Genomic DNA, 25,892 nt, shown 5'->3' on the forward strand with positions numbered 1-25,892 from the left:
AGCATCTGGCGCGTGCGAGCCTCCACGTCGACAACGCCGCCCACGCGGCCGAGATGGCTCGTGCCCTTGTCGGCGGCGGGTGCGGCGGCGGTCCTGGTGTCGGTGTTGTGGCTGACCGGCGGGCTCCGGGAGACGCCGCAGGAACCGGTCAAGGCACCGGGGAGGCCGATCGACCAGGGGTGGTTCGACGTCACCGTGCGGGACGCGCGGATCGTGAACGTCAGGCCGCCGTTCGGGAACGCGCCGCAGCGGCGCCTGGAAGTGCGGCTGCGGGTGGTGAACAAGGGCAAGGAGACGGCTTCCCTGGGGCTCAGCGGGTTCGGCCAGGGCGTGGCGGCCCGTGCGGCGAACGGCAAGTGGGTGAAGCCCGAGGACGTGGAGGGCACCGCCGCGGGCTCGGCCACCGCCGTCGTCCAGCCGGGCCTGCCCGTGGAGGCGGCGGCGCGGTGGCCGCTCGGACCGCGCGAGGCGCCCGCCGCGTTCACCGTGGGCCTGCGCAAATGGGAGTTCGGCACCGGGTTCACCGACACCTCGTTCCGGTGGCGGGTGGAGCTGGAGGACGACGCGGGGCTGGCCGGACGGCTCACCCTGCCGGTGGCGCCGTCATGAACGCGGGCAGGCTGTTCGTCCAGGGCGGCGCCGCGCTCGTGGGCACCGCCCTGCTCGCCGCGGCGATGTGGTTGTACGACCTGACGCCGGAGGTGGAGTCGCGGCAACTGGCCCCGATTCGCGACACCGGCCGGATCGGCCAGGTCGTCACCAACCCGGAGTTCAGCGTGCAGGTGCAGCGGGTGGCCGCCGCCCGTTCGCTGGCGTCCTCCTCGCCCAGCAGGCCGCCGGTGCGCACCGAGGGAGTGTTCCTGATCGTCCACGCGCGGGTGATGAGCCGGCGGGAGCCGCTGAGGCTGCAGACGGCGCAGCTGGAGACGCCCGGCGGCTACATCTTCCGGAAGGACCCGCGACCGTCGGTGTCGCTGGGGCTCGACCCGGAGTTCCAGCCGCTGATCTGGGACAGGACCGCGTTCGTCTTCGAGCTCCCGTCGCGGCGGCTGGAAGGTGCGCGGCTGGTGGTCGGGGAGGGCGGGCTACTGCCGCAGCTGTCCGCGGCCGCCGAGATCGACCTGGGGCTGACCCGGGCACGCGCCACCGACCTCGTCCGCCGCGCCTCCGAAGGCTACGACGTGCGAACGGCGGCATCATGACCCACCGGGCACCCTCCCAAGATCCCGGCGACCAGCCTCGGCGCACTCCGGGCGAACACGATGCTCACGGGTCGGCCGGCTCCAATCCCTGGTTCGAGCGGCCGGACAGGGCCTCGCCTGGGGTGCCTGCCGTGGGGCGCTATAGCAGGACGGCGCGTAACGAGAGGGCGCAGTCGGCGGCTCAGCCGCTCGCGCGCGAGACGGAGCAGCGGGACGAGGGCGGCACGCAGCCGTCCGGCGGCCGGGAACGAGGCGAGCACCAAACGTCCGGCGATTCGACGCGCCAGGAGGGCGAAGCCGCGGGTGGCTCCGAGGACGCGGAGGAGCCGCGGCGGCGGGTGCGGCCCGGGGATCGGCGGTTCCTTGAGGCGATGGCACTGGTGACGTTGCTGCCGGCCCTGGTCGGGCTGCACTGGCTGGACGACACCCGCAACATCCAGCAGCGGCTGGAGCGGCCCGAGAAGCCGACCGTGGTGGCCAAGGGCGGTGTCGGCACGCTCGCCGGCACCCGCTGGCTGTTCGTCCGGCGGACGGTCGCCAAGGCGCCGCTCAACCCGGACCCGGACGTGGCGGAGGTACGGATGGTGGTGGCGATCAGGCCGCTCACCCCGGCGGGCGCCAAGGCCGTCACCTCGTACGGGATGACCTACCGGCTGCGCGACGCCGAAGGACGGTTCTGGAGCGCGACGGCGCTGCCGTCGTCCCCGCCGCGCGCGGGCGCCACCGCGTTGCTCACCGTCAGGGGCGTCCTGCCCCGCGCCAAGGCGGGGACGGTCACGCTTGAGGTGCGGCCGTCGGCGACGTCCCAGCCGAAGGGGCCGCTGCCTTCGCTGCGGTTCGCGTCGTGACCCTGGCCACGACCAGGTTGAACGCGGCCGCCAGCAGGCAGATCCGCAGGATCTGGAAGACCAGGGCCGTGCCGAAGCCGATCAGCGTGAGCCGGGGCACCCACCAGGCCGCCGAGTGCGGGCCCAGCAGTTCGTAGATCTGCCGCCGGGCCAGCCGCTCGGCGACGTCCAGGCCCGCGAACAGCACGCAGAACAGGCCGAACGGCACCACGCCCGACCGGCGCACCAGCCGCAGCCCGTACCAGGCGGGCAGCCACATCTCCCGGATGCCGCGGGTGGCGATCTCCCGGGGGCTGCCGGTCCGGTCGAGGTCGCCGGCGCGGGCCAGCCGCCGGGCCGTGCCGCCGCGGCCGAGCACGACCCGCTCGTCCCCGGTGTCCAGGCCCAGCACCACCCCGGCGATCACCAGCCAGATCAGCGAGCCGAGCACGGCGTGCTTGAACGAGGGCCACAGGTCCAGGCCGCCCCCGGCGGCCTGCTCGACCCAGCCCCACACCCGCCGGTCGGTGATCCACTCGCCCGCCTCGCCGCGCAGGTGGTCGACGGTGAAAATGCCGAAAAGCGCGAAATTGATCTCCAGGAAGGCCAGCAGAACGGCGCCGGAGCCGGCCAGCCGGTCCTGGGCCAGCCATTCGAACGCCACCTTCAGTACGAAGAACCCGGCCGTGAGGCCCACCGCCAGCGTCAGGTGCCGTTCGAGGCTGATGAGCATGCCGAGGCCCTCGATCTGCCCGGTGATGCCGCCCTCGGCGAAGCCGCGGCTCTGCGCCATGTCGACGAACTCGCGGGCGTCCTGGCTGTGCAGGCCCCAGCCCAGGTAGAACACCATGAACGGCAGGACGGCGCGGCCCAGCGCCTCCATCGCCGTCTCGCGGTTGCCCACGGCCCACGGGGTCAGGTCGCCGCCGGGTTCGCGGGCGTGCACCACGTCCAGGCCCTCCCGGACGCAGTGGACCATCGCCACCGTGACCGCCAGGGAGATCATGACCAGCAGGCTGACCGTCACCAGCGGCGCGACCGTGGCCGCGGCGCCCTTCAGGTGACCCAGGCGGTAGCCGCCGTACATCACCCCGTACCGCAGCAGCTCCCCCATGGTGAACCACAGCGCCAGCGGCAGCGCGAACCGCCCGGCGAGCCTGAGCGTCGCCCACGGCAGCACGAGCGGCGAACGCGCCGACAGTCCAGGCATTCCGCGAATGTTACACAAAGGCCTGGTGAGCAGCCGGGCGGCAGCAGGACGTGAGACGCGAAGGACCCCGGCGCCCGCGTGACGGGGTGCCGGGGTCCTTGTCGTCGTTCGCGACCGGCGTCGGGTCAGATGGAGACCTCGACGGCGGCGACCTCGCCGGTCTTGGCGGTGACGGCGGTGTCGACGCTCACGCCGCCCGCGGCCAGCACGCGGACGGTCCAGTCGCCGTCGGCGGCGAAGAAGCGGAACACGCCCTCGTCGCCGGTGACGACCTCGGCGGTGAACTCGCCCGTCGAGTCCAGCAGCCGGGCGTAGGCGCTGGTCACGGGGGCGCCGTCACGGGTCACCTTGCCCTGGATGACGGCCTCGTTGGACAGGTCGACGGTAGCGGGCAGATGCGCCGTCTGCGCGGGCGCTGCGCAGCCCTGGGTGGTCATATGTTCCTCCACATCTCCGGGACACGGCGGGCACGGCCGCCGGGCGGCTTGGCGGGTCTCGGCCGTCGGTCGCGGCCTCGGTCTCGACCGGTCGGGTGTTACTTGGCCTCGCCGAGCTCGATCGGCACGCCGACCAGCGAGCCGTACTCGGTCCAGGACCCGTCGTAGTTCTTCACGTCCGACAGGCCCAGCAGCTCGTGCAGGGCGAACCAGGTGTGCGACGAGCGCTCACCGATGCGGCAGTAGGCGATGGTGGGCTTGGACAGGTCCACCCCGGCCTCGGTGTAGAGCTCGCGCAGCTCCTCGTCGGACTTGAAGGTGCCGTCGTCGTTGGCCGCCTTCGACCAGGGGATGTTGCGCGCGGTCGGCACGTGGCCGGCCCGCTGCGCCTGCTCCTGCGGCAGGTGCGCCGGGGCCAGCAGCTTGCCGCTGAACTCGTCGGGCGAACGGACGTCGATGAGGTTCTTGCTGCCGATGGCGTCGACGACCTCGTCGCGGAACGCGCGGATGTCGAGGTCCTGGTCCTTGGCCTTGTACTCGGTGGCCGGACGCGACGGCACGTCGGTGACCAGCTCGCGGGAGTCCAGCTCCCACTTCTTGCGGCCGCCGTCCAGCAGCCGGACCTTCTGGTGGCCGTACAGCTTGAAGTACCAGTACGCGTAGGCGGCGAACCAGTTGTTGTTGCCGCCGTACAGGATCACCAGGTCGTCGTTGGCGATGCCCTTGGCCGACAGCAGCTGCTCGAAGCCGGTCTTGTCCACGAAGTCGCGGCGGACCGGGTCCTGCAGCTCGGTCTTCCAGTCGATCTTCACGGCGCCGCGGATGTGGCCCTTGTCGTAGGCGGACACGTCCTCGTCGACCTCGACCAGAACCAGGCCGGGGTCGTCGAGGTGGGCCTCCACCCAGTCGGCGTCCACGAGGACGTCGGAGCGGCTCATGCGGGAACCTCCCTGTCGGAGCGGATCTTGCTAGTGGAACGGCGGATCAGCATGTACATCTCGCAGCCGAGGCAGAACCCGAACGCCGCGTTCAGGAACGCCGTACCCGGCGCGAAGTCGGCGGCACCGTTGCCGAGCCATCCCGTCCCCGTGGCGTACCCGGCGGTCGCGACCAGGGCGAGGACCAGACCTACGCCCTGCGCGAACCCAGGCGGACCGGCGGACTCCAGTTCCCGTGGCGCACCCGGCCGGGGCCGTGCCGGCACCTGGAAGAGCGGCGCGTACCGGGCGCGACGCGGGCCGAGGACCCTCGCGATCGCGGACACCGCGGCCTGGGCGGCCAGCAGCCACCGGCCTGCGGTCGCCGGTGTCACGCCGGGGACCACCGTCGTGACGGCCGCGGCCCAACGCTGCCCACGCGGGTGTACCTGCATCGGGGTGCTCCTGGCGGAGAGGAGGCGTGCGTACGGCGAGTTCGACGAGATCGAGTGGAGCTCGGGGCGGAAAGCGGGCTCGATGCCTCAGGCCATACGACAGAGCGCGGTGGTCACGCGGCAGAAGTCGACCGCGCGACGCTTCGTGAGCAGCTGCTCCGTCCGGTAACGCACGAACCGATGGTAAGCCGACGATCGGCGCCCTGTCACATCCGTCTCGGCTTTCGAGACAGTGACAGTCGCCTCGCCGCAGGTCAGCGCCGCCCCCACGACAGCCGGAGTGGCGGACGGAGCGGCGGACGCGGCGGCGTTCACGAGACGGCGGCGCCGAGGGCGGCGATCACGTCGGCCTTGCGGGGCTGCCCGGCGGCCGAGCGCACGACCCGTCCGGAGGCGTTCAGGACGAACACCGTGGGCGTGCGGACGACGCCCAGGCGGCGCACCAGGTCGAGATTCTTCTCGGCGTCGATCTCGACATGGGCGACGCCGTCGACCATCGCCGCGACCTCGCCCAGGATCCGCCGGGTGGCCCGGCAGGGGGCGCAGAACGCCGACGAGAACTGCACCAGCGTGGCGCGTTCGCCCAGCTCGGCCCCCAGATCACCGGCTCCGAGACGCTCGTCCACCCGCCGTCCCCTTTCCGTCCGCGCAGGACGCCGCCGCGCCGCCGCCGGGCACACCGCCGCGGCGCCTTCGATCGACATCGCCTGGCACAACGGCTGCGCGGCCCCGGTTCTTCCGTTCCGCGACGGCACCGGACGACGATCACCCGGGACGGTCAGCCCCGGACGGTCAGCAGCGGCCGTCCCTGCACCGTGACGATCTCGAACGAGAAGATCTGGTCGCGCTGGAACATCGTGGACGCGTCGTACCGGCCGTAGCCCCTGCCGTAGGCGACGTACCAGCTGCCCAAGGGGTCGCGTTGCCCGTCCCGGGCCACCGCGTACCACTTGCAACGTTCCCCGCGCGGAGCCCCGGACAGGTACAGCTCGACCTTGGTGCCCCACTTCCTCTTGTAGAGCATCACGTAGGCGTCGATGCGTGTACGCGGGTCGGAGGCGGTCAGCCGTTCCGCGGCGGTCACCTGCGGCTGGGGGGCGGCCGTGACCGTCCGCTCGGCCGTGGGACGCCCGCCGTCCCCGAAGGGCCGCACCAGGCCGCCGAACAGCATCCCCACCAGGAGCAGCACGCACGCGGCCGCCGCCAGCGGCACCCACCGCAGCCTCCCCACCCCGCCCCCGAACCAGCGGGTGCGCCGTCGTTCGGCGGCGCGGGCCAGCAGCGAGTCGAGCAGTTCGGGAGGCGGGCCCGCGACCTGCCGGATCTGCGCCTCGTCGACCCGTCCGAGCAGCGCGGGCAGCCCGGCCAGCCCGGCGAGCTCGTCACGGCAGGCCGGGCAGGCGTCCAGATGCTCCTCCAGCCGGCTGCGTTCGGCGGCGTCGATCGCGCCGACGACGTACACGCCGAGCGCCGTGCGCACCTGCGCGCACTCGTTCATGGCGCCAACCCCCGCTCCTCCAATGCGAGTTTGAGCGCCCGCAACGCGTAATAGGTACGGGACTTGACGGTGCCGGGCGGGACGCCGAGCGCCTTGGCCGCCTCGGCGACCGACCGGCCCCGGTAGTAGGTCTCCACGAGCACGGCCCGGTGCGACGGGCTGAGGTCGGCCAGGGCCTCGGCCACCGTCCACGACTCCAGCGCCCGGTCGATGTCGTCCGACCCCGGGGTGGACGTGACCTGCTCGTCGATGCCGGTCTCGGGCGGGCGCGCGCGGCGGGCGCGGTGGGCGTCCACCACCAGGTTCCGCGCGACCGTGAACAGCCAGGGCCGCACGGGACGTCCCGCCAGCGCCTCCGGATGCCGCCAGGCGCGCAGCAGCGTCTCCTGGACGACGTCCTCCGCCTGGGGACGGTCCCCGCCGGTCAGCCGCATCACGTAGCCGAGGAGGGGACCACCGTGCTCGCTGTAAAGGGCGCGCAGCAACCCCTCATCCGCCGTGGGACCCACACCCGCATCACGTTCGGGCTCCCCCATCGGTTCAACCGGGCCGGAGATCGGCCGCGATCAGGTGTTCGGCAGGTCGTTGAGGCGCACGTTCTCGGCGGTCGCGGCCACGCGCAGGCCGCCCGGCGTCGGCTCGACCCGGCTGATCCGAGACCCGACGGGCAGGTCGGTGACGGGCACGGTCCAGGTGAGCTGCCGCCGCATCAGGGCCAGCGGCACCTGCACGCCGCCGTCGGCGCCGACCGACACCGGCGTGATGGCGATCCCCCGGGAGGTGGGCTTGACCTCGACCACGGCGCTGCCCGACAGCGGGATGCCCGCGACCGAACCCGCGAGGTCCACCTCGAGGTCGTCGCCACGCTGGCCGATGCGCCGCACCTCCCGGGGCGCCCGCTGCTTGATCACGTCGTAGGGCACCACGGCCGAGGCCGTCGCGGTCCGCGCGGTGACGTTGGCGCTCGACCCCTTGGCGATCTCGGACAGCGGCGCGTCCACCCCGCGCATCTCGACCTTGACGTCGTGCACGGTGACGCCCTGCTCGGTCCAGCGGCCGAGGTCGACGTCGATGCCCTCGTACTCGCCCTGGAGGGCCTGCAGCAGGAACGAGAAGCCGTGGAAGGTGACCTCGGGCTGCGTGGACAGGTTGTACTGCGCCGCCACCTGCCTGCCGATCTCGTCCTCGGCGCGGTTGCGGGCGATCGGGTCGGCGATGACGCCGAGCACGCCCACCACCACGGCCAGGAAGATCAACACCACCAGTAGCTTGCGCATGCCTCTCCTCGGGTCCTCGCAGGTACGGGCCGCACGGTCGCCTCACGATAGTGCCGTTCGCCCATGTTCCGCCGGGTCGCCCTGCGGGATGACATCGCGGAACTCTCCGTACGAACCCGGCGCTATGCGTCAGCCGCCCGCGAAGGGCGGGAGGACCTCGACGACACCGCCCTCGGGCAGCGCCACCGCGTCGTGGGGGCGGGTGCCGACGGGGTCGCCGTCGATGAGGAACGAGCTGCGGGCGAGCACGCGCCGGAAGTCCGCGCCGCGTGCGTCCCGTCCGGCCGCCGCGTCGAGCGCCTCGGCCAGGGTCGCCGCGTCGTAGGGCTCCTGCTCCACCCCGGCCGCCGCCTTCGCCGCCGCCCAGTACCTGATCGTTCCCTTGGCCATCGTCACCAGCCGCTGAGAGTCCGCAGAGGAAAGAGGAACGCGTCCCCAGACGATGTTCCCACTGCGGCGGCCGGATGTGGTCCGGCGGGGTGGGCGGACGTCCGGCCGTTGCCCCGAAAGTCGGCTCGGCTATGCTCGGGGGATAGGGATCCGGGCGATGGGGCCGTGGAGTTCGTGCGAACACCCTTCATGGCAACCCCGCCTTCGGTTCGGCGACCGGTGCCGGACGGAGGACGCAAGCCTGGATCCTTCATCGTTTTTATGGGCGAGGAGGCGGCACTTGAGCAACCTGCTCCTGCTGACCAACGCGTTGGAACCCTCCGACGAGGTCCTGCCCGCACTGGGGCTGCTGTTGCACTCGGTGCGCGTCGCCCCCGCGGAGGGGTCCGCGCTGATCGACGCTCCACCGGCCGACGTGGTGCTCGTGGACGCCCGCCGCGACCTCGTGCAGGCCAAGAGCCTGTGCCGGCTGCTGCGGACGACCGGGCTCGACTGCCCCCTGCTGGCGGTCGTCACCGAGGGCGGCCTGGCCGCCCTGAGCCCCGAGTGGGGGCTGGACGACGTGCTGCTGCAGTCGGCGGGCCCCGCCGAGGTGGAGGCGCGGCTGCGGCTGGCGGTGGGCCGGGCGTCGGCGGCGGCCGAGGCCGACGACGTGCCCGGGGAGATCCGCAGCGGGGAACTGACCATCGACGAGGCCACCTACACCGCGCGCCTGCGCGGCCGGGTCCTCGACCTGACCTTCAAGGAGTTCGAGCTGCTGAAGTACCTCGCCCAGCATCCTGGGCGGGTCTTCACGCGCGCCCAGCTCCTGCAGGAGGTGTGGGGGTACGACTACTTCGGCGGCACGCGGACGGTGGACGTGCACGTCCGGCGGCTGCGCGCCAAGCTCGGCGCCGAGTACGAGTCCCTGATCGGAACGGTCCGGAACGTCGGATACCGCTTCGTCCCCGACCACCGCCCGGGCGAGCAGGAAGAGGCCGCCCCGGTCCCCTCCTGAGACTCACACCCAAGCTCACTCCCTCACTGGAGCGAACCAAAAACCCTTCACGTGGTGGGGTGCCTTGCCTGACGGCAAGGCACCCCACCACGTGGTCAAGCCACCGCGCGATGTCAGCCGAAGCGGCCGGTGATGTATTCCTCGGTGGCCTTCTGTTCGGGGTTGGTGAAGATCTTGCTGGTGTCGCCGATCTCGATGAGCTTGCCGGGCTGGCCGATGCCGGCGATGTTGAAGAAGGCGGTGCGGTCGCTGACCCGGGCGGCCTGCTGCATGTTGTGCGTCACGATGACGATCGTGTACTGGCTCTTGAGCTTGGCGATCAGGTCCTCGATGGCCAGGGTGGAGATCGGGTCCAGCGCCGAGCACGGCTCGTCCATCAGCAGCACCTGGGGCTGCACGGCGATGGCGCGGGCGATGCACAGGCGCTGCTGCTGACCGCCGGACAGGCCCGCGCCGGGCTTGTTCAGGCGGTCCTTGACCTCGTTCCACAGGTTGGCGCCCTTGAGCGACTCCTCGACGATCTCGTCGAGCTGGCGCTTGCGGCGGACCCCGTTCAGCTTGAGCCCGGCGGCCACGTTGTCGTAGATCGACATGGTGGGGAACGGGTTGGGGCGCTGGAACACCATGCCGACCACGCGCCGCACCGCCACCGGGTCGACGCCCTGGCCGTACAGGTCCTCGTCGTCCAGCATCACCTTGCCCTCGACGCGGGCGCCGGGGATGACCTCGTGCATCCGGTTGAGGGTGCGCAGGAACGTGGACTTGCCGCAGCCCGAAGGCCCGATGAAGGCCGTCACCGAGCGCGGCTCGATGGTCATCGAGATGTCCTCGATGGCGTGGACGCCGCCGTAGTAGGCGTGCAGTCCGGACACTTCGATCCGCTTGGCCATGGGGGGAATCGCTCCTATCGGGTCCTACTGTGCGGTCGCCTCGCGCGGCCGCATCGCGGTCGGATCGTCTTCCGGCGGGACGGTCAGCGGCTCACCGGCCGGAAGACCCGCGCGACCAGCCGCGCGCCCAGGTTGAACAGCATGATCAGCAGGATCAGCACCAGGGCGCCGGTCCACGCCCGGTCGATGGACGCCTGGTTGGGGTCGCCGGCCTGCTCCCAGATGAAGGTGGGCAGCGCGGCCTGCGGCCCCTCGAACGGGTTGGTGTTGATCGCCTTGGTGAAGAAGATCGTCAGCAGCAGCGGGGCGGTCTCCCCCATCACCCGGGCGACGGCCAGCATGACGCCGGTGATGATGCCGGTCAGCGCGGTGGGCAGCACCACGAAGCACACCGTGCGCCAGCGCGGCACGCCCAGGGCGTACGACGCCTCGCGCAGGTCGTTGGGCACCAGCTTGAGCATCTCCTCGGTGGCCCGCACCACCGTGGGGATCATCAGGATGGTCAGCGCCAGCGACCCGGCGAACCCCGAGTAGGTGAACCCGAACGTCAGCAGCCACAGCGCCAGCACGAACAGGCCGGCCACGATGGACGGGATGCCGGTCATGACGTCCACGAAGAAGCTGACCGCGCGGGCCAGCCTGCTGTTGCCGCCGTACTCGACCAGGTAGACGGCGGTCAGCACGGCGATCGGCACCGCGATCAAGCTGGTGATGGCGACCTGCTCCAGGGTGCCGAGGATGGCGTGGTAGGCGCCGCCGCCCTCGTCGCGGCCGCCGACGCCGTTCATGGAGAACTGCAGGAAGGTGCCGTCCAGGCGGCCGAGGCCGTTGGTGAGCACGGTCCACAGCACCGACACCAGCGGCACGACGGCCAGCCCGAACGCGACGTAGACCAGGACCTGGACGATCCGGTCCTTGAGCTTGCGTGCGGCCGAGACCGAGCCGATGGAGCCGCGGGCCGCGGGCGGCAGGTCGTCGGTGGGCTTCGTCAGGGTGGTCACACGAACTCCTTGCGGCGGGCGACGACGGCCCGCGCCGCCATGTTGACGATCAGCGTGATCACGAACAGCACCAGACCGGAGGCGATCAGCGCGCCGCGGCCGGTCTCGGTGGCCTCGGCGAAGCTGTTGGCGATGTTGGCGGCGAAGGTGGTGCCGCCGTCCTCCAGGAGGTGCCAGTTGATGCCGGGCACGAACGTCAGCACCATGGCCACGGCGATCGTCTCGCCCATGGCCCGGCCGAGCCCCAGCATGGAGGCGCCGATCATGCCGGACCGGCCGTACGGCAGCACCGACATCCGGATCATCTCCCAGCGGGTGGCGCCGAGCGCCAGCGCCGCCTCCACGTGCGCCCGCGGCACCTGCAGGAACACCTCGCGGGAGATGGACGAGATGATCGGCAGGATCATGATCGCCAGCACCACGGACGCGGTGAAGATCGAGTTCTTGCCGGGGCTGTCGCCGCCGAACAGCGGGATCCAGCCGAGCACGGAGTTGAGGAACGAGCTGACGCCCTCCATGTGCGGGGCCAGCACGAGCAGTCCCCACAGCCCGTACACGATGCTGGGCACGGCGGCCAGCAGGTCCACCAGGTAGCCCAGGGGGCCCGCCACCGACCGCGGCGCGTAGTACGAGATGAACAGCGCGATGCCGATCGCCACCGGCGTCGCGATGACCAGCGCCAGCAGCGAGGAGATCACCGTGCCGAACGCCAGCTGGGCGATGCCGAACCGGGGCGTGGTCCCGTTGGGGTCCCACTCCTCGCTGGTGAGGAAGTTGGCCTCGTTCTCCCGCAGCGCGGGGATCGCCTTCCAGATCAGGAAGACGGCGATGGCCGCCATGATGGCCAGCACGAGGATCCCCGAACCCCGTGCGGCCGAGACAAAGATCTTGTCACCGGCGCGTCCGGTGCTCATGGCCGCTCCGCGGACGCGGCCCTTGGCCGCGGCGGTGCTCTTCACGCCCGTGTCGGTGGTCACGGGGGGATCCTCCTTCACTGACTAGGCGAAACCCAGGCGTGCCCCGCCGCCGAGGTCCTCGGCGGCGGGGCTGCGGTCACTGGGGTCCGATCTCAGGACAGGGCCTTCACGGTGGCCTGCACCTTGCTCAGCACTTCCTGCGGAACCGGCGCGTAGCCCACGCTGGTCAGCACCTTCTGGCCGTCGGCGCTGGAGGTGTAGTTCAGGAAGGACTTGACGAACTTCGCCTGCTCGACCGGCAGGCCCTTCTCACAGGCGATCTCGTAGGTCACCAGGACGATCGGGTAGGCGCCGGCCGTCTTGGTGGCGTAGTCGAGCTCCAGGGCGACGTCGTTGCCGGTGCCGACCTGCTTGGCGCCCGCCAGGGCCTTGGACGCGCTGTCGGCCGACAGCTCGACGTACTCGCCCGCACCGTTCTTGATCTTGGCGGTCTTCAGCTTCAGGTTGTGGGCGTAGGACATCTCGACGTAGGAGATCGTCCCGGCGGTGCTCTTGACCTGGCCGCTCACGCCGTCGGACTTGGCCGCGCCCTGCCCGGCGCCGCTGGACGGCCACTTCTTGGCGGGCTCGGCGGTCCACGCGCCGGGCGCGGTGGCCTTGAGGTACTTGGTGAAGTTCTCCGTGGTGCCGGACTCGTCCGACCGGTACACCGGCTTGATGTCGGTGCCGGGCAGCTTGGCGCCGGAGTTCTCCTTGGCGATCGCCGGATCGTTCCACTTCTTGATCTTGCCGCTGAAGATGCCGGCGACCGTCTCCGGGGACAGCTGAAGGCCGTCCACGCCGTCAAGGTTGTAGACCACCGCGATGGGGCCGACCACCATCGGCAGGTTGACGGCGTTGCCGCCCTGGCAGCGCTGCTTGGCGGCGGTGACCTCCTCCGGCTTGAGCGCCGAGTCGGACCCCGCGAAGGCGACCTGACCGTCGGTGAAAGCCTTGATGCCCGCGCCCGAACCGTTGGGGTTGTAGTTGATCTGAGTACCCGAGCACTTGGCCGTGTACTGCTTGACCCACTCGTCCATGGCGTTCTTCTGCGCGCTGGACCCGGCCGCGTTGACCATGCCGCTGGCGCAGTCGATGTTGCCGGTGGGTGCGTTGCTGGCAGTGGCGGTCGTGTTGGCGTCACTGCCGCAGGCGCTCAGGGCGAGAGCCCCGGCGACCACCACACCGCCCAGGGCGGCCAACCGAGAACCGTTCTTCACCGGTCAATCTCCTCTTAGTCGTCGGGCGGCGCCCCGTCCTGGTCACACCCGACCAACCCACCCCGTCCGACCGCCGGGTGCCGGCGGTCCGTCTGGGCCCATGGGGTCACCGTCGGGTGAGAAGTTAGGCAGAGGAGGTGACCAGTCACCCTGGAGAAGGTGAACGGACGGTGAACTGGGTCAGGCAACGTTAAAAAAACTGTCTCGCCTAGGCGTAGACGGCGGGTTAACACCGCAGGCCACGTCCGGCCGCGGCGGCGGGTTCCCTACGCCGCGCCGGGACCGGCGCCGTACATGACGTCGACGGCGTGACGGGTGAAGCCGAGCGACTCGTACAGCCGCACGGCCGCCGTGTTGGACTCGTCGACGTACAGCATGATCTCGGGCACGCCGCGTTCGCGCAGGTAGCGCAGGCCCGCCAGGGTGAGGGCGCGGCCGAGGCCGAGGCCCTGCGCGGCGGGGTCGACGCCGACGACGTACACCTCGCCGACGCCGTCCGAGTGGATCTTCGTCCAGTGGAACCCGGCGAGCGCGCCGTCGCGCTCGGCCAGGAAGAAGCCGGCCGGGTCGAACCACGGCTCGCGCTCGCGCTGGAGCACGTCGTCCAGCGTCCAGGCGCCCTGCTCGGGGTGGTCGGCGAAGGCGCGGGCGTTCACCCGCAGCCAGTCCTTCTCGTCGCGGCCGGTCTCGAACGCGCGCAGCAGCACGCCCTCGGCCAGGCGCGGCTCGGGCAGCGGGTCGGCGGCGGGACGGCGCATCTGGAACAGCGCGCGCACGCGCGCGAGGCCCTCGGACCCGGCCAGGCCCGCGGCGGCGGGCAGGTCGCCGTGGGCCCACACGCGCAGCCCGTCGCCGGTCTCCTCGCGCAGCGCCCGCAGCAGCGCCCGGCCGTGGCCGCGGCGCCGGTGGGCCGGGTGGACGACCAGTTCGGCGGACGCGCTCTCCTCGCCGGTCGCCGGGTCCAGGTGCGCGTAGGCGACGACGGCGCCGTCGGCGATGATCGTCAGGGCGCGCGGCCCGCCCGGGCCTTCGTGCGCGCGGCGCAGCCACAGGCGCGCGTGCTCGGACAGCGGGCCCACGCCGTCGTGCTCCTCGGCGGCGGCCACCAGCGCCGTCACCTCGGCGATCTCCGGTTCCGCCAGCGTCCGCCGCACCGCCACACCGCTCATGATCACAGGTTATGCGGCGCGCGGAGTGGTCGGGCCGACGCACCCGCCGCCCTGACGAAACCGTCACGGAAACGTCATTGGGCTGCATGTACCCGTACGTCCGGCTGGCTTACGGTGCCCGCATGACCCGACGACGAATCACCCTGGCGGTCGCGCTCGCGGGCCTGGCGGTGGGCGTGGCGGCGCAGCCCGCCGCCGCCCAGAACGGACCCACCGCCCCCGTGCGGCTGCTCGCGCTCAACGACTTCCACGGCAACCTGGAACCGCCCACGGGAAGCTCCGGCACGGCCGTGGACGAGCACGGCGCGTCCGTCCCCGCCGGCGGCGCCGCGTACATCGCCGCGCACCTCAAGCGCCTGGCCGACCGCAACACCGTCACCGTCGCCCAGGGCGACCTGATCGGCGCCTCGCCGCTGATCTCGGCCGCCTACCACGACGAGCCGTCGGTGGAGTTCCTCGGCAAGGTCGGCGTGACCGCGTCGGCCGTCGGCAACCACGAGTTCGACGAGGGCTACAAGGAGCTGCTGCGCATCCAGAACGGCGGCTGCCACCCCGTCGACGGCTGCTCGCCCGCGGGCGCGTGGAAGGGCGCCAGGTTCGACTACCTCGGCGCCAACGTGCTGAAGGAGCAGACGAACAGGCCCGCGATCAGGCCGTGGACGATCCGCGAGATCAACGGTGTGCGGGTCGGGTTCATCGGCGTGGTCACCAGGACCACCCCCACGATCGTCACCCCCTCCGGCATCCAGGGGCTCAAGTTCGACGACGAGGTCGCCGCCGCCAACCGGGCCGCGGCCGAGCTCAAGCGCCGCGGCGTGCGCGCCATGGTGCTGCTCGTCCACGAGGGCGACCAGGCCCCGTCCGGGCAGCGGCCCGACGCCTGCGGCGTGGTGCCCGGCGCGGGCACGCGCATCGCCCGCGACGCCGACCCCGAGATCGACGTCGTGCTGTCCGGGCACACCCACCAGCAGTACGTGTGCAAGGTGACCGACCCCAAGGGGCAGCCGCGGCTGTACTCCTCGGGCTCGTCGTTCGGCCGCGTCGTCACCCAGGTCGACTTCCGCGTCGACCGGCGCACCCGCGACGTGGTCCGCTCCTCGCTGAAGGGCGACAACCACGTCGTCACCCGGGACGTGCCGCCCGACCCCGAGATCGACCAGTTCGTCAAGACCTGGAAGGAGCGGGTGGCGCCGGTCGCGAACAAGCCGATCGGGCGGATCACCGCCGACCTCACCCGCGCGCCGTCCCCGACCGGGGAGACCGCCATGGGCGACGTGATCGCCGACGCGCAGCTGGCGTCGATGAAGGACCAGGGCGCCCAGGTCGCGCTGATGAACCCGGGCGGCGTGCGCGCGGACCTCACCTACGCCGCGTCCGGCTCCGAGGGCGACGGCGTGGTGACCTACGGCGAGGCGTTCGCCGTGCAGCCGTTCAGCAACATCATGGGCGTGGCGTCGCTGACCGGCGCGCAGCTCGACGCGCTGCTCGAACAGCAGTGGACGTCGGCGGGCGAGAAGATCCTGCAGCCGTCGTCGACGCTGCGCTTCACGATCGACCGGTCCAGGCCGGTCGGCGACCGCGTCTCCGGCATCACGGTGGACGGGCAGCCGGTGGACCCGGCGGCGACCTACAAGGTGGCGGCCAACAACTTCCTGCTCGGCGGCGGTGACGGCTTCACCGTCTTCACCGAGGACAAGAACCCGGTGCTCGGCCCCGTCGACCTGGACGCCTTCCAGAAGTACCTGGAGACGAGCTCGCCCATCTCCCCGCCCACGCTGAACCGCATCTCCGGCCGGTGAGCCGAACGGGCGGGGCCGCTCACGGCGCGCACGGCGCCGGGCGGCCCCGCCCGCGGAGGCATGGGGGACGCGGCGGATCAGGCTCCGAAGAAGTGGACGAGCCAGTAGACGACGGCGGCCACGGCGGCGGCCATCGGCATGGTGAGGATCCAGGCGGTGACGATGTTGCCCGCCACGCCCCAGCGGACCGCCGACAGCCGCTTGGTGGCGCCCACCCCCATGATCGAAGAGGTGATCGTGTGGGTGGTGGAGATTGGAGCGTGCCAGATGTAGGCGGTCGCGTACAGGATCATCGAGGCCGTCGCCTCGGCGGCGAACCCCTTGGGCGGGTCCAGCTCGATCACCTTGCGGCCCAGCGTCCGCATGATCCGCCAGCCGCCCGCGTACGTGCCCAGCGACAGCGCCCCCGCACACGAGACGATCACCCACAGCGGCACCGTGCCGCCGGTGTCGTGCCCGGTGGTGACCAACGCGAGCACGATGATGCCCATGGTCTTCTGGGCGTCCTGCAGGCCGTGCCCGAGCGCCATCGACGCCGCCGACAGCGACTGGGCGACGCGGAAGCGGCGCCCTATCCGGCTGGGGTGCGCCCGCCGGAACATCCACAGGATCGCCACCATCACCAGGTACGCCAGGCAGAACCCGACGACCGGCGACACCACCATCGGGATGGCGACCTTGTCGACGACGCTGCTCCAGTTCACCGAGGACGCCGAGGCCAGCCCGGCGCCCACCACGCCGCCGATGAGGGCGTGCGAGGACGACGACGGCAGCCCGAAGTACCAGGTGATCAGGTTCCAGGTGATCGCGCCGAGCACTCCGGCGGCGACCACGGTGAGGCCGTGCAGGCCGGTCGGCGGGGTGATGACCTCGCTGACGGTCTTGGCGACCTCCACGCCCAGCAGCGCGCCGACCATGTTCATGACCGCGGCCATCAGCAGCGCCGCCCGCGGCGTCAGCGCCCGCGTCGACACGGAGGTGGCGATGGCGTTGGCCGCGTCGTGGAACCCGTTGGTGTAGTCGAAGACCAGCGCGACGGCCACGACCAGCACCAGCACCGCGGTCTGGGCGTCCTGGCGCAGCCCGAGCGCCCCGGCCAGCATGACCGCGATGATCCCGATCGGCAGCGCCAGCCAGAACTTGCCCGGCCCCCGGCGCGCCTGCTCGGCCAGCGACGGTTCGGCCCCGGGTCCGGCGTCCTTGGCGGCCAGCGTCGCCCCCGGATTGCCGGCCGCGCTCATGATTCCTTGACCGCGATCGTCTCGACGGTGTTGGCCACGTGCTCGAAGGCGTCGGCCGCCTCCTCCAGCCGGTCGATGACCTCCTTCAGCTTCATCACCGTCAGGGTGTCGTACTCGCCGCTGAACAGGGTGGCCAGCAGCTTGCGGTAGACCTGGTCGCCCTGGTTCTCGAGCCGGTTGATCTCGATCCAGTACTCGTTGAGCTCCTTCATCGAGCGCAGCCGCGGCATCGCCTCGGCGGTCAGCTCGGCGGCCCGCTCCAGGACCTCGACCATGTTCACGATGCCCTTGGGCAGCTCGTCGATCTGGTACAGGACGACGAGGTCGGCCGCCTCCTCCATGGCGTCCATGACGTCGTCGATGGTGGAGGCCAGCCGGTAGATGTCCTCGCGGTCGAACGGCGTGATGAACGTTTCGTTCAACCGGCGCATGATCGCGTGAGTGCACTCGTCGCCCGCGTGCTCGCAGGCGCGCAGCTTCTCCGCGATCCCTTCCCGGTCGGCGCCGTCGCTGATGAGCTCCACGAGCAGCCTGGCGCCGGTGACCAGGTTGTTCGCCGAGTCGGCGAACATGTCGTAGAAGCTGTCCTCACGCGGCGTGAGACGCAAGCGCACGTCGTACTCCTGAAGTGCCGGAACGGTCCGCTGAGGATCGTAGGGGCAACCAGCGGTAAAAAGAACCTTTGCCCCTCCTTCGGCTGCCGGTCCCCATCCTCTCACCTAGAAGATGCCCGAGATCAAGAGGTGCACACTCCCGCCAAAGCCCGCCATCTGGGCGGATGGATCACCACGGCGGGCGGCGGAGGGGCGGTCGCGGGGGGCCACGGCAGACCGCGTGAGATTCGTTACAGCCCGCTTCCGGCCAGGCCCGGGGGCTTCCGACGGCCTGCCGGGCGTTCGAGCGGGCTCGTGGGGGTCGAAGGTCGCGGTCGGGGGGCGGCGGTAGGCCGGACGCAAATGTGCCGGGGGCGCGTCCCGCGTCCCCCGGCACATCCCGGTCTCCAGTAGCCAGTCCGGTGCCGGCTAGTCCCGTGGCATCAGCTCGCGACGACCGCCTCCGTCGGAACGCACGCCGAGCACCACGTCGATCTCCGCGAGCGTCAGCGGCCCCTCGGCCGCCGCGACCGCGCTGAGCATCTCGGCGTAGAGCTCGATCTCGTCCAGCGCGACACGGTCGTGGACGCGCAGGTCGACATCCTGCTGGCGCACCGCGTCCACCTCCGTTCGTTCCCCGCACCCACCGTCGAGGCTACGCGTCCGCCCCCTGACGGCACATGACCCAAGCGGGCCATTCGGGGGTCACTCTCTTTGCCCGGTCTTCCCGGGCGCCGTAGGGATGATGCGTGCCATTCCCGGCCTAGTCCGCCTATGTCAAGACATGGCCCGCCGGTACGGACCAGGCCGAACCGGACGGTCGGCGGCGCCGCGCGGCCGGGACGCATCGGGGCAGGCAGGACGGACAGGACGGGCGGACAGACGGGGCGTCCGCGGCGGTCATTGGCCGGGACGCAGCTCGCCCATCATCTGCTGCAGCGACGACTCGGGCAGGTCGCGGACGGTGAGCCGGGCCACGGTCGCGGCGTTGACGTCCACGCCCGCCAGCCGCGCCGCCTGCCGCGCCACGGTCTGCTCGAACAGCTCGCGGACGGTGCGGGCGTAGGCGAACGAGGCGTCCTGGCGCAGCCGCTCGAAGCGCGTCAGCAGCTCGACGCGCAGCTCCTCGTCCAGCACGTACAGGTCGCGTTCGGCGTAGTCCTGGAACAGCCGCACCAGGTCGCGGTCGTCCATGCCCGAGAACTCCACGACGCGTCCGAACCGGCCGCGGAACGCGGGATTGCCCGACAGGAAGCCCTCCATCTCCGCCGCCGGGCTGGAGCAGACCACCATGAACCGGTCGCCGCGCTCGGCCATGCAGCGCATCAGCTCGTTGACCACGGCGGGGGTGCGGTCCAGCCGGTACGCCTCCTGGATCAGCAGCACGCCGCCCATGGCCTGGTCCACCATGGCGTGCACGCGGTCCTCGGCGTCGACCGCGTCGCGTCCGGCCAGGTGGACCGGACGGCAGGCCACCACGTGCCCGGCGTCCAGCAGCCCCAGCGCGGCGTACATCCCGCCGAGCAGGCCGGCCACGGTGGTCTTGCCGGTGCCGGGCGGGCCCACGAAGATCAGGTTGCGGTCGGCCTGGCCGCGCATCCCGTGCCGCACCCGCTCGGCCTCGACCTCGGCCTCGTCCAGCAGCTCCCGGACGGTGGCCTTGACCTCGTCCAGCCCGTACAGGCCGTCCAGCCGCCCGAGGTAGCCGTCGACGTCGCCGGGCGGGCGCAGCGCGGGCTCGATGCCCTCGGCGACGCCGTCGAAGTCGTCGGGGGTGAGCACCAGGCGGTCGCGGGAGGCGCTGCCGGCCCGCTCCAGGTGCCGCTGGCACGCCTGGTCGAGGTAGGCCTCCACCAGGCGGGCGTTGACCAGGTCGCCGGGCCCGCGCAGCCGGTCCAGGTCCGCGTGGACGACCTCCAGCGCGGCGGGCCCGAGCGTGACGCGCCGCTCCCCGGCCAGCACGTGCAGCAGCGTCATGCGCCGGTCCAGGTCGGTCAGGTCGGGCATGCGGAAGACCCGGAACACCTCGACCAGCTTGGGGTGGTCCTCGCGCAGGCGGCGGAACGCGCGGGGGTCGCACGTGGCGATCAGCACCGTGCTCGCGGCCGGGCTGAGCCGGGCCCTGCGCACGGCGCCGACGACCGCCCTGGGGTCGGGCGCGGCGTCGATGGCGACGTCGAGCCGCTCGAACAGGATCGTCGGGCCCTGCCTGGTGAGGATGTGCGCGGTGCGCTCGGCGGGCGCGGCGCGCACGTCCTCGGCGTCGACCGCGCGGATGGCGCCGTCGCCCAGGCCGGCCTCGGCGAGCGTGAGGGCGATCAGCCGGGCCAGGCGCCGCTGGCCGGTGTGCGGGCTGCCGACCAGCAGCACGCTGGGCACGCCGGGGCCGGGCGCCGCTCCGCCGTCCACGCGGGTCAGGCCCGTCGTCGACGCTCGCTGCGACGCTCGCTGCGACGGCCTGTCGACGCGCGTCATGGGATCGCCCGCGCCGCCCGGACGGTCCACGCGGGTGGCCTCCACGTCCGACCCGGCGGGGGCGTTCCACTCCTCGACCTGGGCGCGCAGCTCGTCGAGCAGCTCGCCCGCGTCCTGCGACCCGGACACGAAACTGATGCCGTACCGCTCCAGGACGCGCCGGTCCTCCTCCTGGACGCGCGGCGGGGGGATCTCGTGGACGGGCCGGTCGGGGGCGGGCGTGTCCTCCAGGAAGTCGAAGCTGCCGACCATGGTCTCGGACATGATCCGGGTGCCGGGGCCGCCGGCGTCTCCCCCGGACGGCCGGGGAGGCTGCTGGGACTGCTCCTGCTCGTCCATGCCCTGCAGGTCGTCGCCGCTGAAGACGCGCGTGCGAGGCGGGCTCTGCTGCGCGGGCTGGACGGGCGGGGCGGGTTCGGCGGCCTGCTGGGCAGGCGGTGCGGGTTGCGCGGGCTGGACAGGGGCGGGGGGCACAGGCTGCCCCTGGGAGGCCGCGGGTGGCGTCGCGGAGGGCGCCCCGGGGCGTTGGAAGCCGAGCGCGGTGTACGGCGGGGCGGCGTTCTCCGCCTGCTGCTCCTCCTCCACCGGTTGCGGGTGCTGCGGAGGCTGAAGCTGCGGCGCCTGGGCCTGGGCAGGCTGAGGCTGGGCAGGCTGAGGCTGGGCAGGCTGGCCCTGCGGAGCTTGGGGCTGGGCGGGCTGGGGCGCCCTGTACGGCTCCGGTGCGGCGGGGGCGGGCATGTCGTAGACGGCGGCCGCGTCCCCTGGCGAACCCCCCGGGCCGGGCGGCGCGGCGGGGCTCGCCGGGCTCGGCATGCCCGGACGCTGGAATCCGAGCTCGGTGTAGGGCGGGGCGACGCTCTCGGGCTCCTTGTCCTCCTCGGGAGCCGACATCGGCGGCTCGGGAGGCGAGTACGACATGTTCGGCGCCGGGGGCTGCATCCGGCCCAGGTCACGGCGCTCCCTGCGGTCGGCGTCCGCGGGCGGCTGCACGAAGGGCCGGTCGGGCCGGCTCGGCCCGCCGGAGGAACCGGACGGCACACCCGGCGGAAGCCCCGGCTGCCCCTGCGAGCTCATGGGACCGAACGACGGCGACGCCCCGAACGACGGGTCGTGGGACGGCTGCGCCGGGGACGCGGACGACAGAGGCGCGACCGTCGCCGCCGACGCCGTGGCGCGCACGCGGTGCCGCCCGATGATCCTGGCGATGACGGCGTTCGGCACGGGGAACCCACGGGGACGCGCGGGCATCCCCCCGGCCAGCCTGCACCACGCCAGATCCAGTGCGTACATCGCGGCCAGCAGGGTTTCGGCGTCGTCCCCCCGGGAGATCGCCGAACGAAGCGGCTCGGGCAGGCGCAGGTCCTCCGGCCAGAGGCGCCGCAACGGATGGCCCTGCTGGTCGAGCACCGCCTGCACGGTGTACCGGATCTCTGGGTCGAGCCAGGGGACGATGTTCCCGGCCACGTCCCTGCGCACCACGTTCAGGTCGGCGGCCAGCAGCGCGGCGCCAACCAGACGCGGCTCGATGTAGGCGGGGTCGGCGTGCTGCCCGGAGAGTTTCCCCACCACCTCGGCCAGGTTGTAGAAGGCGTGGCGGAAGTTGTCACCGGGGGAGCTCTCGTCGCGTAGGGCGGGCACCAGGTGCGGGGGGCAGCGGGTCAGCCACTGCTGGACGAGGGCCTGGTCGCCGTACGGCAGCACGTCATAGTCGACCGTCGGGTTGCTGAGCGTCACCCCGAGAATGGCCAGCAGCGCGTCGGCGCGCGCCCGGAAACGGACGTCCTCGCGTAGCGCGCTCGCCACCGCCCACATCGTGCGCAGGACCACGACGGCGGCGTCCACGCGGCTGGCCCGGAGCCGCTCCGCGTACAGCCCGGCCAGTGACTCCAGCGACGGAGGCGTCAGCCAGCGCGGCCCGTCCACCTGGGGAAGCGGCTTGGCGCGGTAGGGACGCCACAGGTCGAGCATCTGCTCGTCCATCCGCGCGTCGAAAACGGGGGCGGGCGCGCACCACAGCAGCACGCCCCAGGCGGCGGCGACCGTGGACGGCGTCTGCGGCGTGAACTGCTGCCACGTGTGCGGGTACTCGGCGACGGGCAGCGCGGCGGCCGACTCCACCGTCGAACGCACCTGGGACGTCAGGTCGGGCAGGAACGAGCGTCGTACGAAGGGCTGTGCCGCCGGGGCGTCGTAGGAGAAGTCCGGCCCCGCCGGGATGACGTGGGGAGGCAGCGCGGGCATCTGCCCCATCGCCGCGTGCTGGGCGGGACGCGCCGCCATGCGGATCTGCGGCGAGCGCGGGGGCGGGCACAGGTACCACTGGCCGTCCGAGGGGTGCAGGCGGTACCAGCGGGCCCACGCGCCGAACAGCCAGCGGGTGCCGTCCGGGAGCACCAGCACCCGTCCGCTGAGGGCGTGCTGGCGCTGCTGGGGAGGGGCCGACGCCCACCAACCGGCGGCCACCATCGCCTTCGTGTCGTGCTCAGCCGCCGAGAAAGGATCCTGCCCCCTCGGGGGGCTGGGCGGCGGAGCGTTGCCATAGCCCGGTCCCCACACCACGTCGTCATCGTAGTCAGCATGACGGGGCCGCCACTCCGGCGATCAACGCAAAAGGGGCGTCATCGCAGGCAGGCACGGCCATATGGGCGGGGAACGGTCACTCCCAGGAGGCCTCGCGGTGCCGCCGCGCCTTCTCCATGTAGGTGTCGGGGGTGTAGCGCAGGACGAGCCGGTCGTCGTCGGTGAGCTCCCGGACGATCTTGCCCGGCACCCCGGCGACCAGGACCCCGGCCGGGATCTTCTTGCCGGGCGGGACCAGCGCCCCGGCCGCGACCAGGGTGCCCGCGCCGATCCGCGCGCCGTTCAGCACGATCGCGCCGATGCCGATGAGCGACCCGGCCTCCACGTGCGCACCGTGCACCATCGCCTTGTGCCCGAGGCTCACCCGGTCCTCCAGCACGGCGGGCACCCCCGGGTCGGAGTGCAGGCAGCTCAGGTCCTGGATGTTGCACTCGTCCCCGACGATGATCTCCTCGTCGTCGCCGCGCAGCACCGACCCGTACCAGACGCTCGACCGGCGTCCGAGCGTCACCTTGCCGACGACCACCGCGCCCGGCGCCACCCACGCCTCGGGATGGATGCGCGGCGCGTCCTCGCCCAACGAACCGACATAGCTCATGCCGCAGATGCTAGGCCCGCCCCGCGCCGGGACACGCGCACGGGGCGCCTCGGACATATCCGGGCTTTTCGGTGGAGCGGCTAACGTGCCGATGTGGCGCGGGACAAGAAACAGCAGCGAGAACAGGCATTCCGGTTGCGCGAACGGGGTGGGGCGGACAAGAGTCAACTCTGACGTTCCCTACCCTTAGCGACGTCCCGCCCACCCCTCACGACGCAGTGAGCGACGTAGAAGCCCGTGCAGTCCCCGAACCCGACGGGGTGACACCCCGGCGACGACCCCCCAAGGCACCATGAGCAACGAAGCGGAAATCCTGCCGAACCTCCTCCGTGAGGACAACTTCGAGATCGTCATGCGCGGCTACAACCGCCGCCAGGTCGACGAGTACATCGCGCGCAGCCAGCAGAAGATCCAGGAGCTGGAGGCGCGCCTGGCCCGCGCGCTGGACGACGTCGAGCGCACCCGGCGCGAGATGGCCGAGCTGCGCGAGGCGCGCAAGCCCACCGGCGACGACCTGTCCGACCGGCTCCGCCAGATCATCAACCTGGCCGAGGACGAGGCCAAGGACAAGGTCGCCCAAGCCGAGGCCAAGGGCGCCGAGATCCGCAAGGACGCCGAGAACGAGTCGCGGCGCATCATCGACGAGGCCCGCTCCCGCGCCGACCGGGACGTGGCCCAGGCGCAGGAGAAGGCCGAGCAGGTGCTGGCGTCGGCCAAGAAGGAGGCCGACAGCGTGCTGTCGGCGGCCAAGTCCGAGGCCGAGCAGACGGTCACCAGCGCCCGGCTGGAGGCCGAGCGGACGCTGACCGCCTCCGAGCGCCGCGCCAGCGTCATCAACGAGGGCGCCACCCAGCGGCTCAACCACCTCACCAAGAACCACACCACGGCGCTGCAGCGGCTCACCGAGATAAGCGAGACCCTCAACCGCCTGCTGACGGCCGAGAACGAGGCCGGGCCGCTGGAGAAGATGGTCGAGGACGCGGTCAAGCCGGCCGCGCCGCAGCGCAAGCAGGCCGCCCCGGCCGCCGCACCGGCCCAGGCCAAGGCCCCGGCCCAGGCCAAGCCGCCCGCCGCGGCCAAGGCCCCGGCCGCCCCCGCCCCGGCGGCCAAGCCCGCCCCGTCGGCTCCGTCGGCTCCCTCCGCTCCCTCCGCTCCGTCCGCTCCGTCCGCTCCGTCCGCGTCGTCGGTGGGCGGCACCGGTGTGGGCAAGCCCGCCGCCCCGCCCGCGCCGCAGGCCGCGGCCCCCGCGACGCCGCTGAAGAAGCCCGAGCCCGACCCCGCGAACGTGGACGCGCCCGCGCCGGCGCCGGCCCCGCAGCAGGTCAAGCCCGCGCCGCAGGTGCACGCGCCCGGCCCGGTGGACGACCCCGAGATCGCGCGGCCCGGCGGCCCCGGCGCCGCGCACGGCCCGGGCCCGGTGCCGCCCCAGGCGGGCCGCGGCCCGCTCGATCCGAGCTGATCCGTACCGGATCCGGGGGTTCGGGACGCATCGGAAGACACCTCACACGACACATCACACGACGCATCGCACGCGTGCACGGCGCTCCGCCGCTTCGGGCGGGGCGCCGTCGCGCTTTGTAGGATCACCGTCATGAGCAAGGCGGCCGACATACGTGACGCACGGCGCCGCGGGCGCGGGGACGGCGGGCGGGGCACCGTCCGGCCGATCCGGCGGCTCGGCGACCCGGTGCTGCGGACCGAGTGCGACCCGGTACGGACGTTCGACGCCGCGCTGCGCCGTCTCGTCGACGACATGTTCGCCTCGATGTACGAGGCGGACGGCGCGGGGCTGGCGGCCAACCAGATCGGCGTCGCCCAGCAGATCTTCGTCTACGACTGCCTCGACGACCGGGACCGCCGCCATGTCGGCCACGTGATCAACCCGGTGCTGGTCGCGGCGGACGGCGACACGCTGGTGGAGCCGGAGGGCTGCTTGTCGCTGCCCGGCCTGCGGTTCGACACGCCCCGGTACGGCCACGCCGTGGTGGAGGGCGTGGACGTCAAGGGCAGGCCGGTCCGCGTGGAGGGCACCGGCTACTTCGCGCGCTGCCTGCAGCACGAGTGCGGCCACCTGCGGGGCGAGGTCTACGTCGACACGCTGTCGGGCGAGGAGCGCCGGGAGGCCATGCGCGCCATCCGCTCGGCGTCCGCGTGACCCCG

General features: G+C 72.3%; 26 protein-coding genes. 7 read left to right on the top strand and 19 right to left on the bottom strand.

What is annotated here, in order from left to right:
* Window positions 1-60: 60 nt before the first annotated feature.
* The 3 genes from ABD811_RS37420 to ABD811_RS37430 all read left to right on the top strand — a co-directional run bounded on the left by ABD811_RS37420 (window position 61) and on the right by ABD811_RS37430 (window position 2,050).
* Entirely contained in the window at window positions 61-609 is a 549-nt protein-coding gene (locus tag ABD811_RS37420) for a hypothetical protein (protein ID WP_344957274.1), read from the top strand.
* Entirely contained in the window at window positions 606-1,202 is a 597-nt protein-coding gene (locus ABD811_RS37425; protein ID WP_344957276.1) for a hypothetical protein, read from the top strand. The genes ABD811_RS37420 and ABD811_RS37425 overlap by 4 nt, the downstream gene beginning before the upstream one ends.
* Before the next feature lie 131 nt (window positions 1,203-1,333).
* Window positions 1,334-2,050, top strand: a complete 717-nt coding sequence (locus tag ABD811_RS37430; protein WP_344957277.1) for a hypothetical protein — start codon at window positions 1,334-1,336, stop codon at window positions 2,048-2,050.
* Here the strand turns inward: ABD811_RS37430 and ABD811_RS37435 are convergent.
* From ABD811_RS37435 to ABD811_RS37475, 9 genes are all read right to left on the bottom strand, one after another.
* Entirely contained in the window at window positions 1,977-3,239 is a 1,263-nt protein-coding gene (locus ABD811_RS37435; RefSeq protein WP_344957279.1) for a hypothetical protein, read from the bottom strand. The two genes, ABD811_RS37430 and ABD811_RS37435, sit on opposite strands and share 74 nt — an antisense overlap.
* A 125-nt stretch (window positions 3,240-3,364) precedes the next feature.
* A complete protein-coding gene (locus tag ABD811_RS37440; protein WP_344957281.1) occupies window positions 3,365-3,676 on the bottom strand; it encodes a DUF1416 domain-containing protein in 312 nt (103 codons plus the stop codon).
* Between the two features lie 98 nt (window positions 3,677-3,774).
* A complete protein-coding gene (locus ABD811_RS37445) occupies window positions 3,775-4,614 on the bottom strand; it encodes a sulfurtransferase (RefSeq protein WP_344957283.1) in 840 nt (279 codons plus the stop codon).
* Window positions 4,611-5,048, bottom strand: a complete 438-nt coding sequence (locus ABD811_RS37450; protein WP_344957285.1) for a DUF4395 domain-containing protein — start codon at window positions 5,046-5,048, stop codon at window positions 4,611-4,613. The genes ABD811_RS37445 and ABD811_RS37450 overlap by 4 nt, the downstream gene beginning before the upstream one ends.
* Window positions 5,049-5,359: 311 nt before the next feature.
* Entirely contained in the window at window positions 5,360-5,674 is a 315-nt protein-coding gene (locus tag ABD811_RS37455) for a TlpA family protein disulfide reductase (protein ID WP_344957287.1), read from the bottom strand.
* Window positions 5,675-5,826: 152 nt separating this feature from the next.
* Complete coding sequence (locus ABD811_RS37460; RefSeq protein ID WP_344957289.1) at window positions 5,827-6,546, bottom strand: anti-sigma factor family protein; 720 nt, start codon at window positions 6,544-6,546, stop codon at window positions 5,827-5,829.
* Complete coding sequence (locus ABD811_RS37465) at window positions 6,543-7,082, bottom strand: sigma-70 family RNA polymerase sigma factor (protein ID WP_344957291.1); 540 nt, start codon at window positions 7,080-7,082, stop codon at window positions 6,543-6,545. The genes ABD811_RS37460 and ABD811_RS37465 overlap by 4 nt, the downstream gene beginning before the upstream one ends.
* Before the next feature lie 30 nt (window positions 7,083-7,112).
* Window positions 7,113-7,823: an LmeA family phospholipid-binding protein gene (locus ABD811_RS37470; protein WP_344957293.1), complete on the bottom strand. Its 711-nt coding sequence runs from the start codon at window positions 7,821-7,823 to the stop codon at window positions 7,113-7,115.
* Between the two features lie 129 nt (window positions 7,824-7,952).
* A complete protein-coding gene (locus tag ABD811_RS37475; RefSeq protein WP_344957295.1) occupies window positions 7,953-8,213 on the bottom strand; it encodes a MoaD/ThiS family protein in 261 nt (86 codons plus the stop codon).
* A gap of 280 nt (window positions 8,214-8,493) precedes the next feature.
* Between ABD811_RS37475 and ABD811_RS37480 the strand changes: the two genes are divergently transcribed.
* Window positions 8,494-9,210 carry a winged helix-turn-helix transcriptional regulator gene (locus tag ABD811_RS37480; protein WP_344957297.1) on the top strand — a complete coding sequence of 239 codons (717 nt, stop codon included), beginning with the start codon at window positions 8,494-8,496 and terminating at the stop codon, window positions 9,208-9,210.
* Between the two features lie 113 nt (window positions 9,211-9,323).
* On the opposite strand, the gene pstB is transcribed toward ABD811_RS37480, so the two are convergent.
* The 5 genes from pstB to mshD all read right to left on the bottom strand — a co-directional run bounded on the left by pstB (window position 9,324) and on the right by mshD (window position 14,446).
* Window positions 9,324-10,100, bottom strand: coding sequence for a phosphate ABC transporter ATP-binding protein PstB (gene pstB, locus ABD811_RS37485; RefSeq protein WP_344957299.1), 777 nt, complete (start codon window positions 10,098-10,100; stop codon window positions 9,324-9,326).
* Between the two features lie 83 nt (window positions 10,101-10,183).
* Window positions 10,184-11,092 (bottom strand): phosphate ABC transporter permease PstA, encoded by a 909-nt coding sequence (gene pstA / locus ABD811_RS37490; RefSeq protein ID WP_344957437.1) that lies wholly within the window; start codon window positions 11,090-11,092, stop codon window positions 10,184-10,186.
* 5 nt (window positions 11,093-11,097) lie between these two features.
* The gene (gene pstC, locus ABD811_RS37495) at window positions 11,098-12,078 is read right to left on the bottom strand and encodes a phosphate ABC transporter permease subunit PstC (protein WP_425549502.1); all 981 of its coding nucleotides are present in this window, start codon (window positions 12,076-12,078) and stop codon (window positions 11,098-11,100) included.
* 92 nt (window positions 12,079-12,170) lie between these two features.
* Window positions 12,171-13,277, bottom strand: a complete 1,107-nt coding sequence (gene pstS, locus ABD811_RS37500; protein WP_344957301.1) for a phosphate ABC transporter substrate-binding protein PstS — start codon at window positions 13,275-13,277, stop codon at window positions 12,171-12,173.
* Window positions 13,278-13,543: 266 nt separating this feature from the next.
* Entirely contained in the window at window positions 13,544-14,446 is a 903-nt protein-coding gene (gene mshD / locus ABD811_RS37505; RefSeq protein ID WP_344957303.1) for a mycothiol synthase, read from the bottom strand.
* Between the two features lie 122 nt (window positions 14,447-14,568).
* On the opposite strand from mshD, the gene ABD811_RS37510 reads away from it, so the two are divergent.
* Window positions 14,569-16,245: a bifunctional metallophosphatase/5'-nucleotidase gene (locus tag ABD811_RS37510; RefSeq protein ID WP_344957305.1), complete on the top strand. Its 1,677-nt coding sequence runs from the start codon at window positions 14,569-14,571 to the stop codon at window positions 16,243-16,245.
* Between the two features lie 77 nt (window positions 16,246-16,322).
* Here ABD811_RS37510 and ABD811_RS37515 read toward each other — a convergent pair whose 3' ends face one another.
* The 5 genes from ABD811_RS37515 to ABD811_RS37535 form a co-directional block, all read right to left on the bottom strand.
* The gene (locus ABD811_RS37515; RefSeq protein WP_344957307.1) at window positions 16,323-17,486 is read right to left on the bottom strand and encodes an inorganic phosphate transporter; all 1,164 of its coding nucleotides are present in this window, start codon (window positions 17,484-17,486) and stop codon (window positions 16,323-16,325) included.
* On the bottom strand, window positions 17,483-18,100 hold the full coding sequence (locus tag ABD811_RS37520) for a DUF47 domain-containing protein (RefSeq protein ID WP_344957309.1): 618 nt from the start codon (window positions 18,098-18,100) through the stop codon (window positions 17,483-17,485). Before ABD811_RS37520 ends, ABD811_RS37515 begins: the two co-directional genes overlap by 4 nt.
* Before the next feature lie 408 nt (window positions 18,101-18,508).
* On the bottom strand, window positions 18,509-18,694 hold the full coding sequence (locus ABD811_RS37525; RefSeq protein WP_344957311.1) for a hypothetical protein: 186 nt from the start codon (window positions 18,692-18,694) through the stop codon (window positions 18,509-18,511).
* Between the two features lie 285 nt (window positions 18,695-18,979).
* Window positions 18,980-23,020 carry an AAA family ATPase gene (locus ABD811_RS37530; RefSeq protein WP_344957313.1) on the bottom strand — a complete coding sequence of 1,347 codons (4,041 nt, stop codon included), beginning with the start codon at window positions 23,018-23,020 and terminating at the stop codon, window positions 18,980-18,982.
* Window positions 23,021-23,210: 190 nt separating this feature from the next.
* The gene (locus ABD811_RS37535) at window positions 23,211-23,732 is read right to left on the bottom strand and encodes a gamma carbonic anhydrase family protein (protein WP_344957315.1); all 522 of its coding nucleotides are present in this window, start codon (window positions 23,730-23,732) and stop codon (window positions 23,211-23,213) included.
* 292 nt (window positions 23,733-24,024) lie between these two features.
* Between ABD811_RS37535 and ABD811_RS37540 the strand changes: the two genes are divergently transcribed.
* Together ABD811_RS37540 and def are read left to right on the top strand one after the other, a co-directional pair.
* On the top strand, window positions 24,025-25,191 hold the full coding sequence (locus ABD811_RS37540; protein WP_344957317.1) for a DivIVA domain-containing protein: 1,167 nt from the start codon (window positions 24,025-24,027) through the stop codon (window positions 25,189-25,191).
* Window positions 25,192-25,323: 132 nt separating this feature from the next.
* On the top strand, window positions 25,324-25,887 hold the full coding sequence (gene def / locus ABD811_RS37545) for a peptide deformylase (RefSeq protein WP_344957319.1): 564 nt from the start codon (window positions 25,324-25,326) through the stop codon (window positions 25,885-25,887).
* Window positions 25,888-25,892 lie beyond the last annotated feature (5 nt).

It is taken from the genome of Actinomadura miaoliensis (genome assembly GCF_039536785.1).
Classification (GTDB): domain Bacteria; phylum Actinomycetota; class Actinomycetes; order Streptosporangiales; family Streptosporangiaceae; genus Spirillospora; species Spirillospora miaoliensis.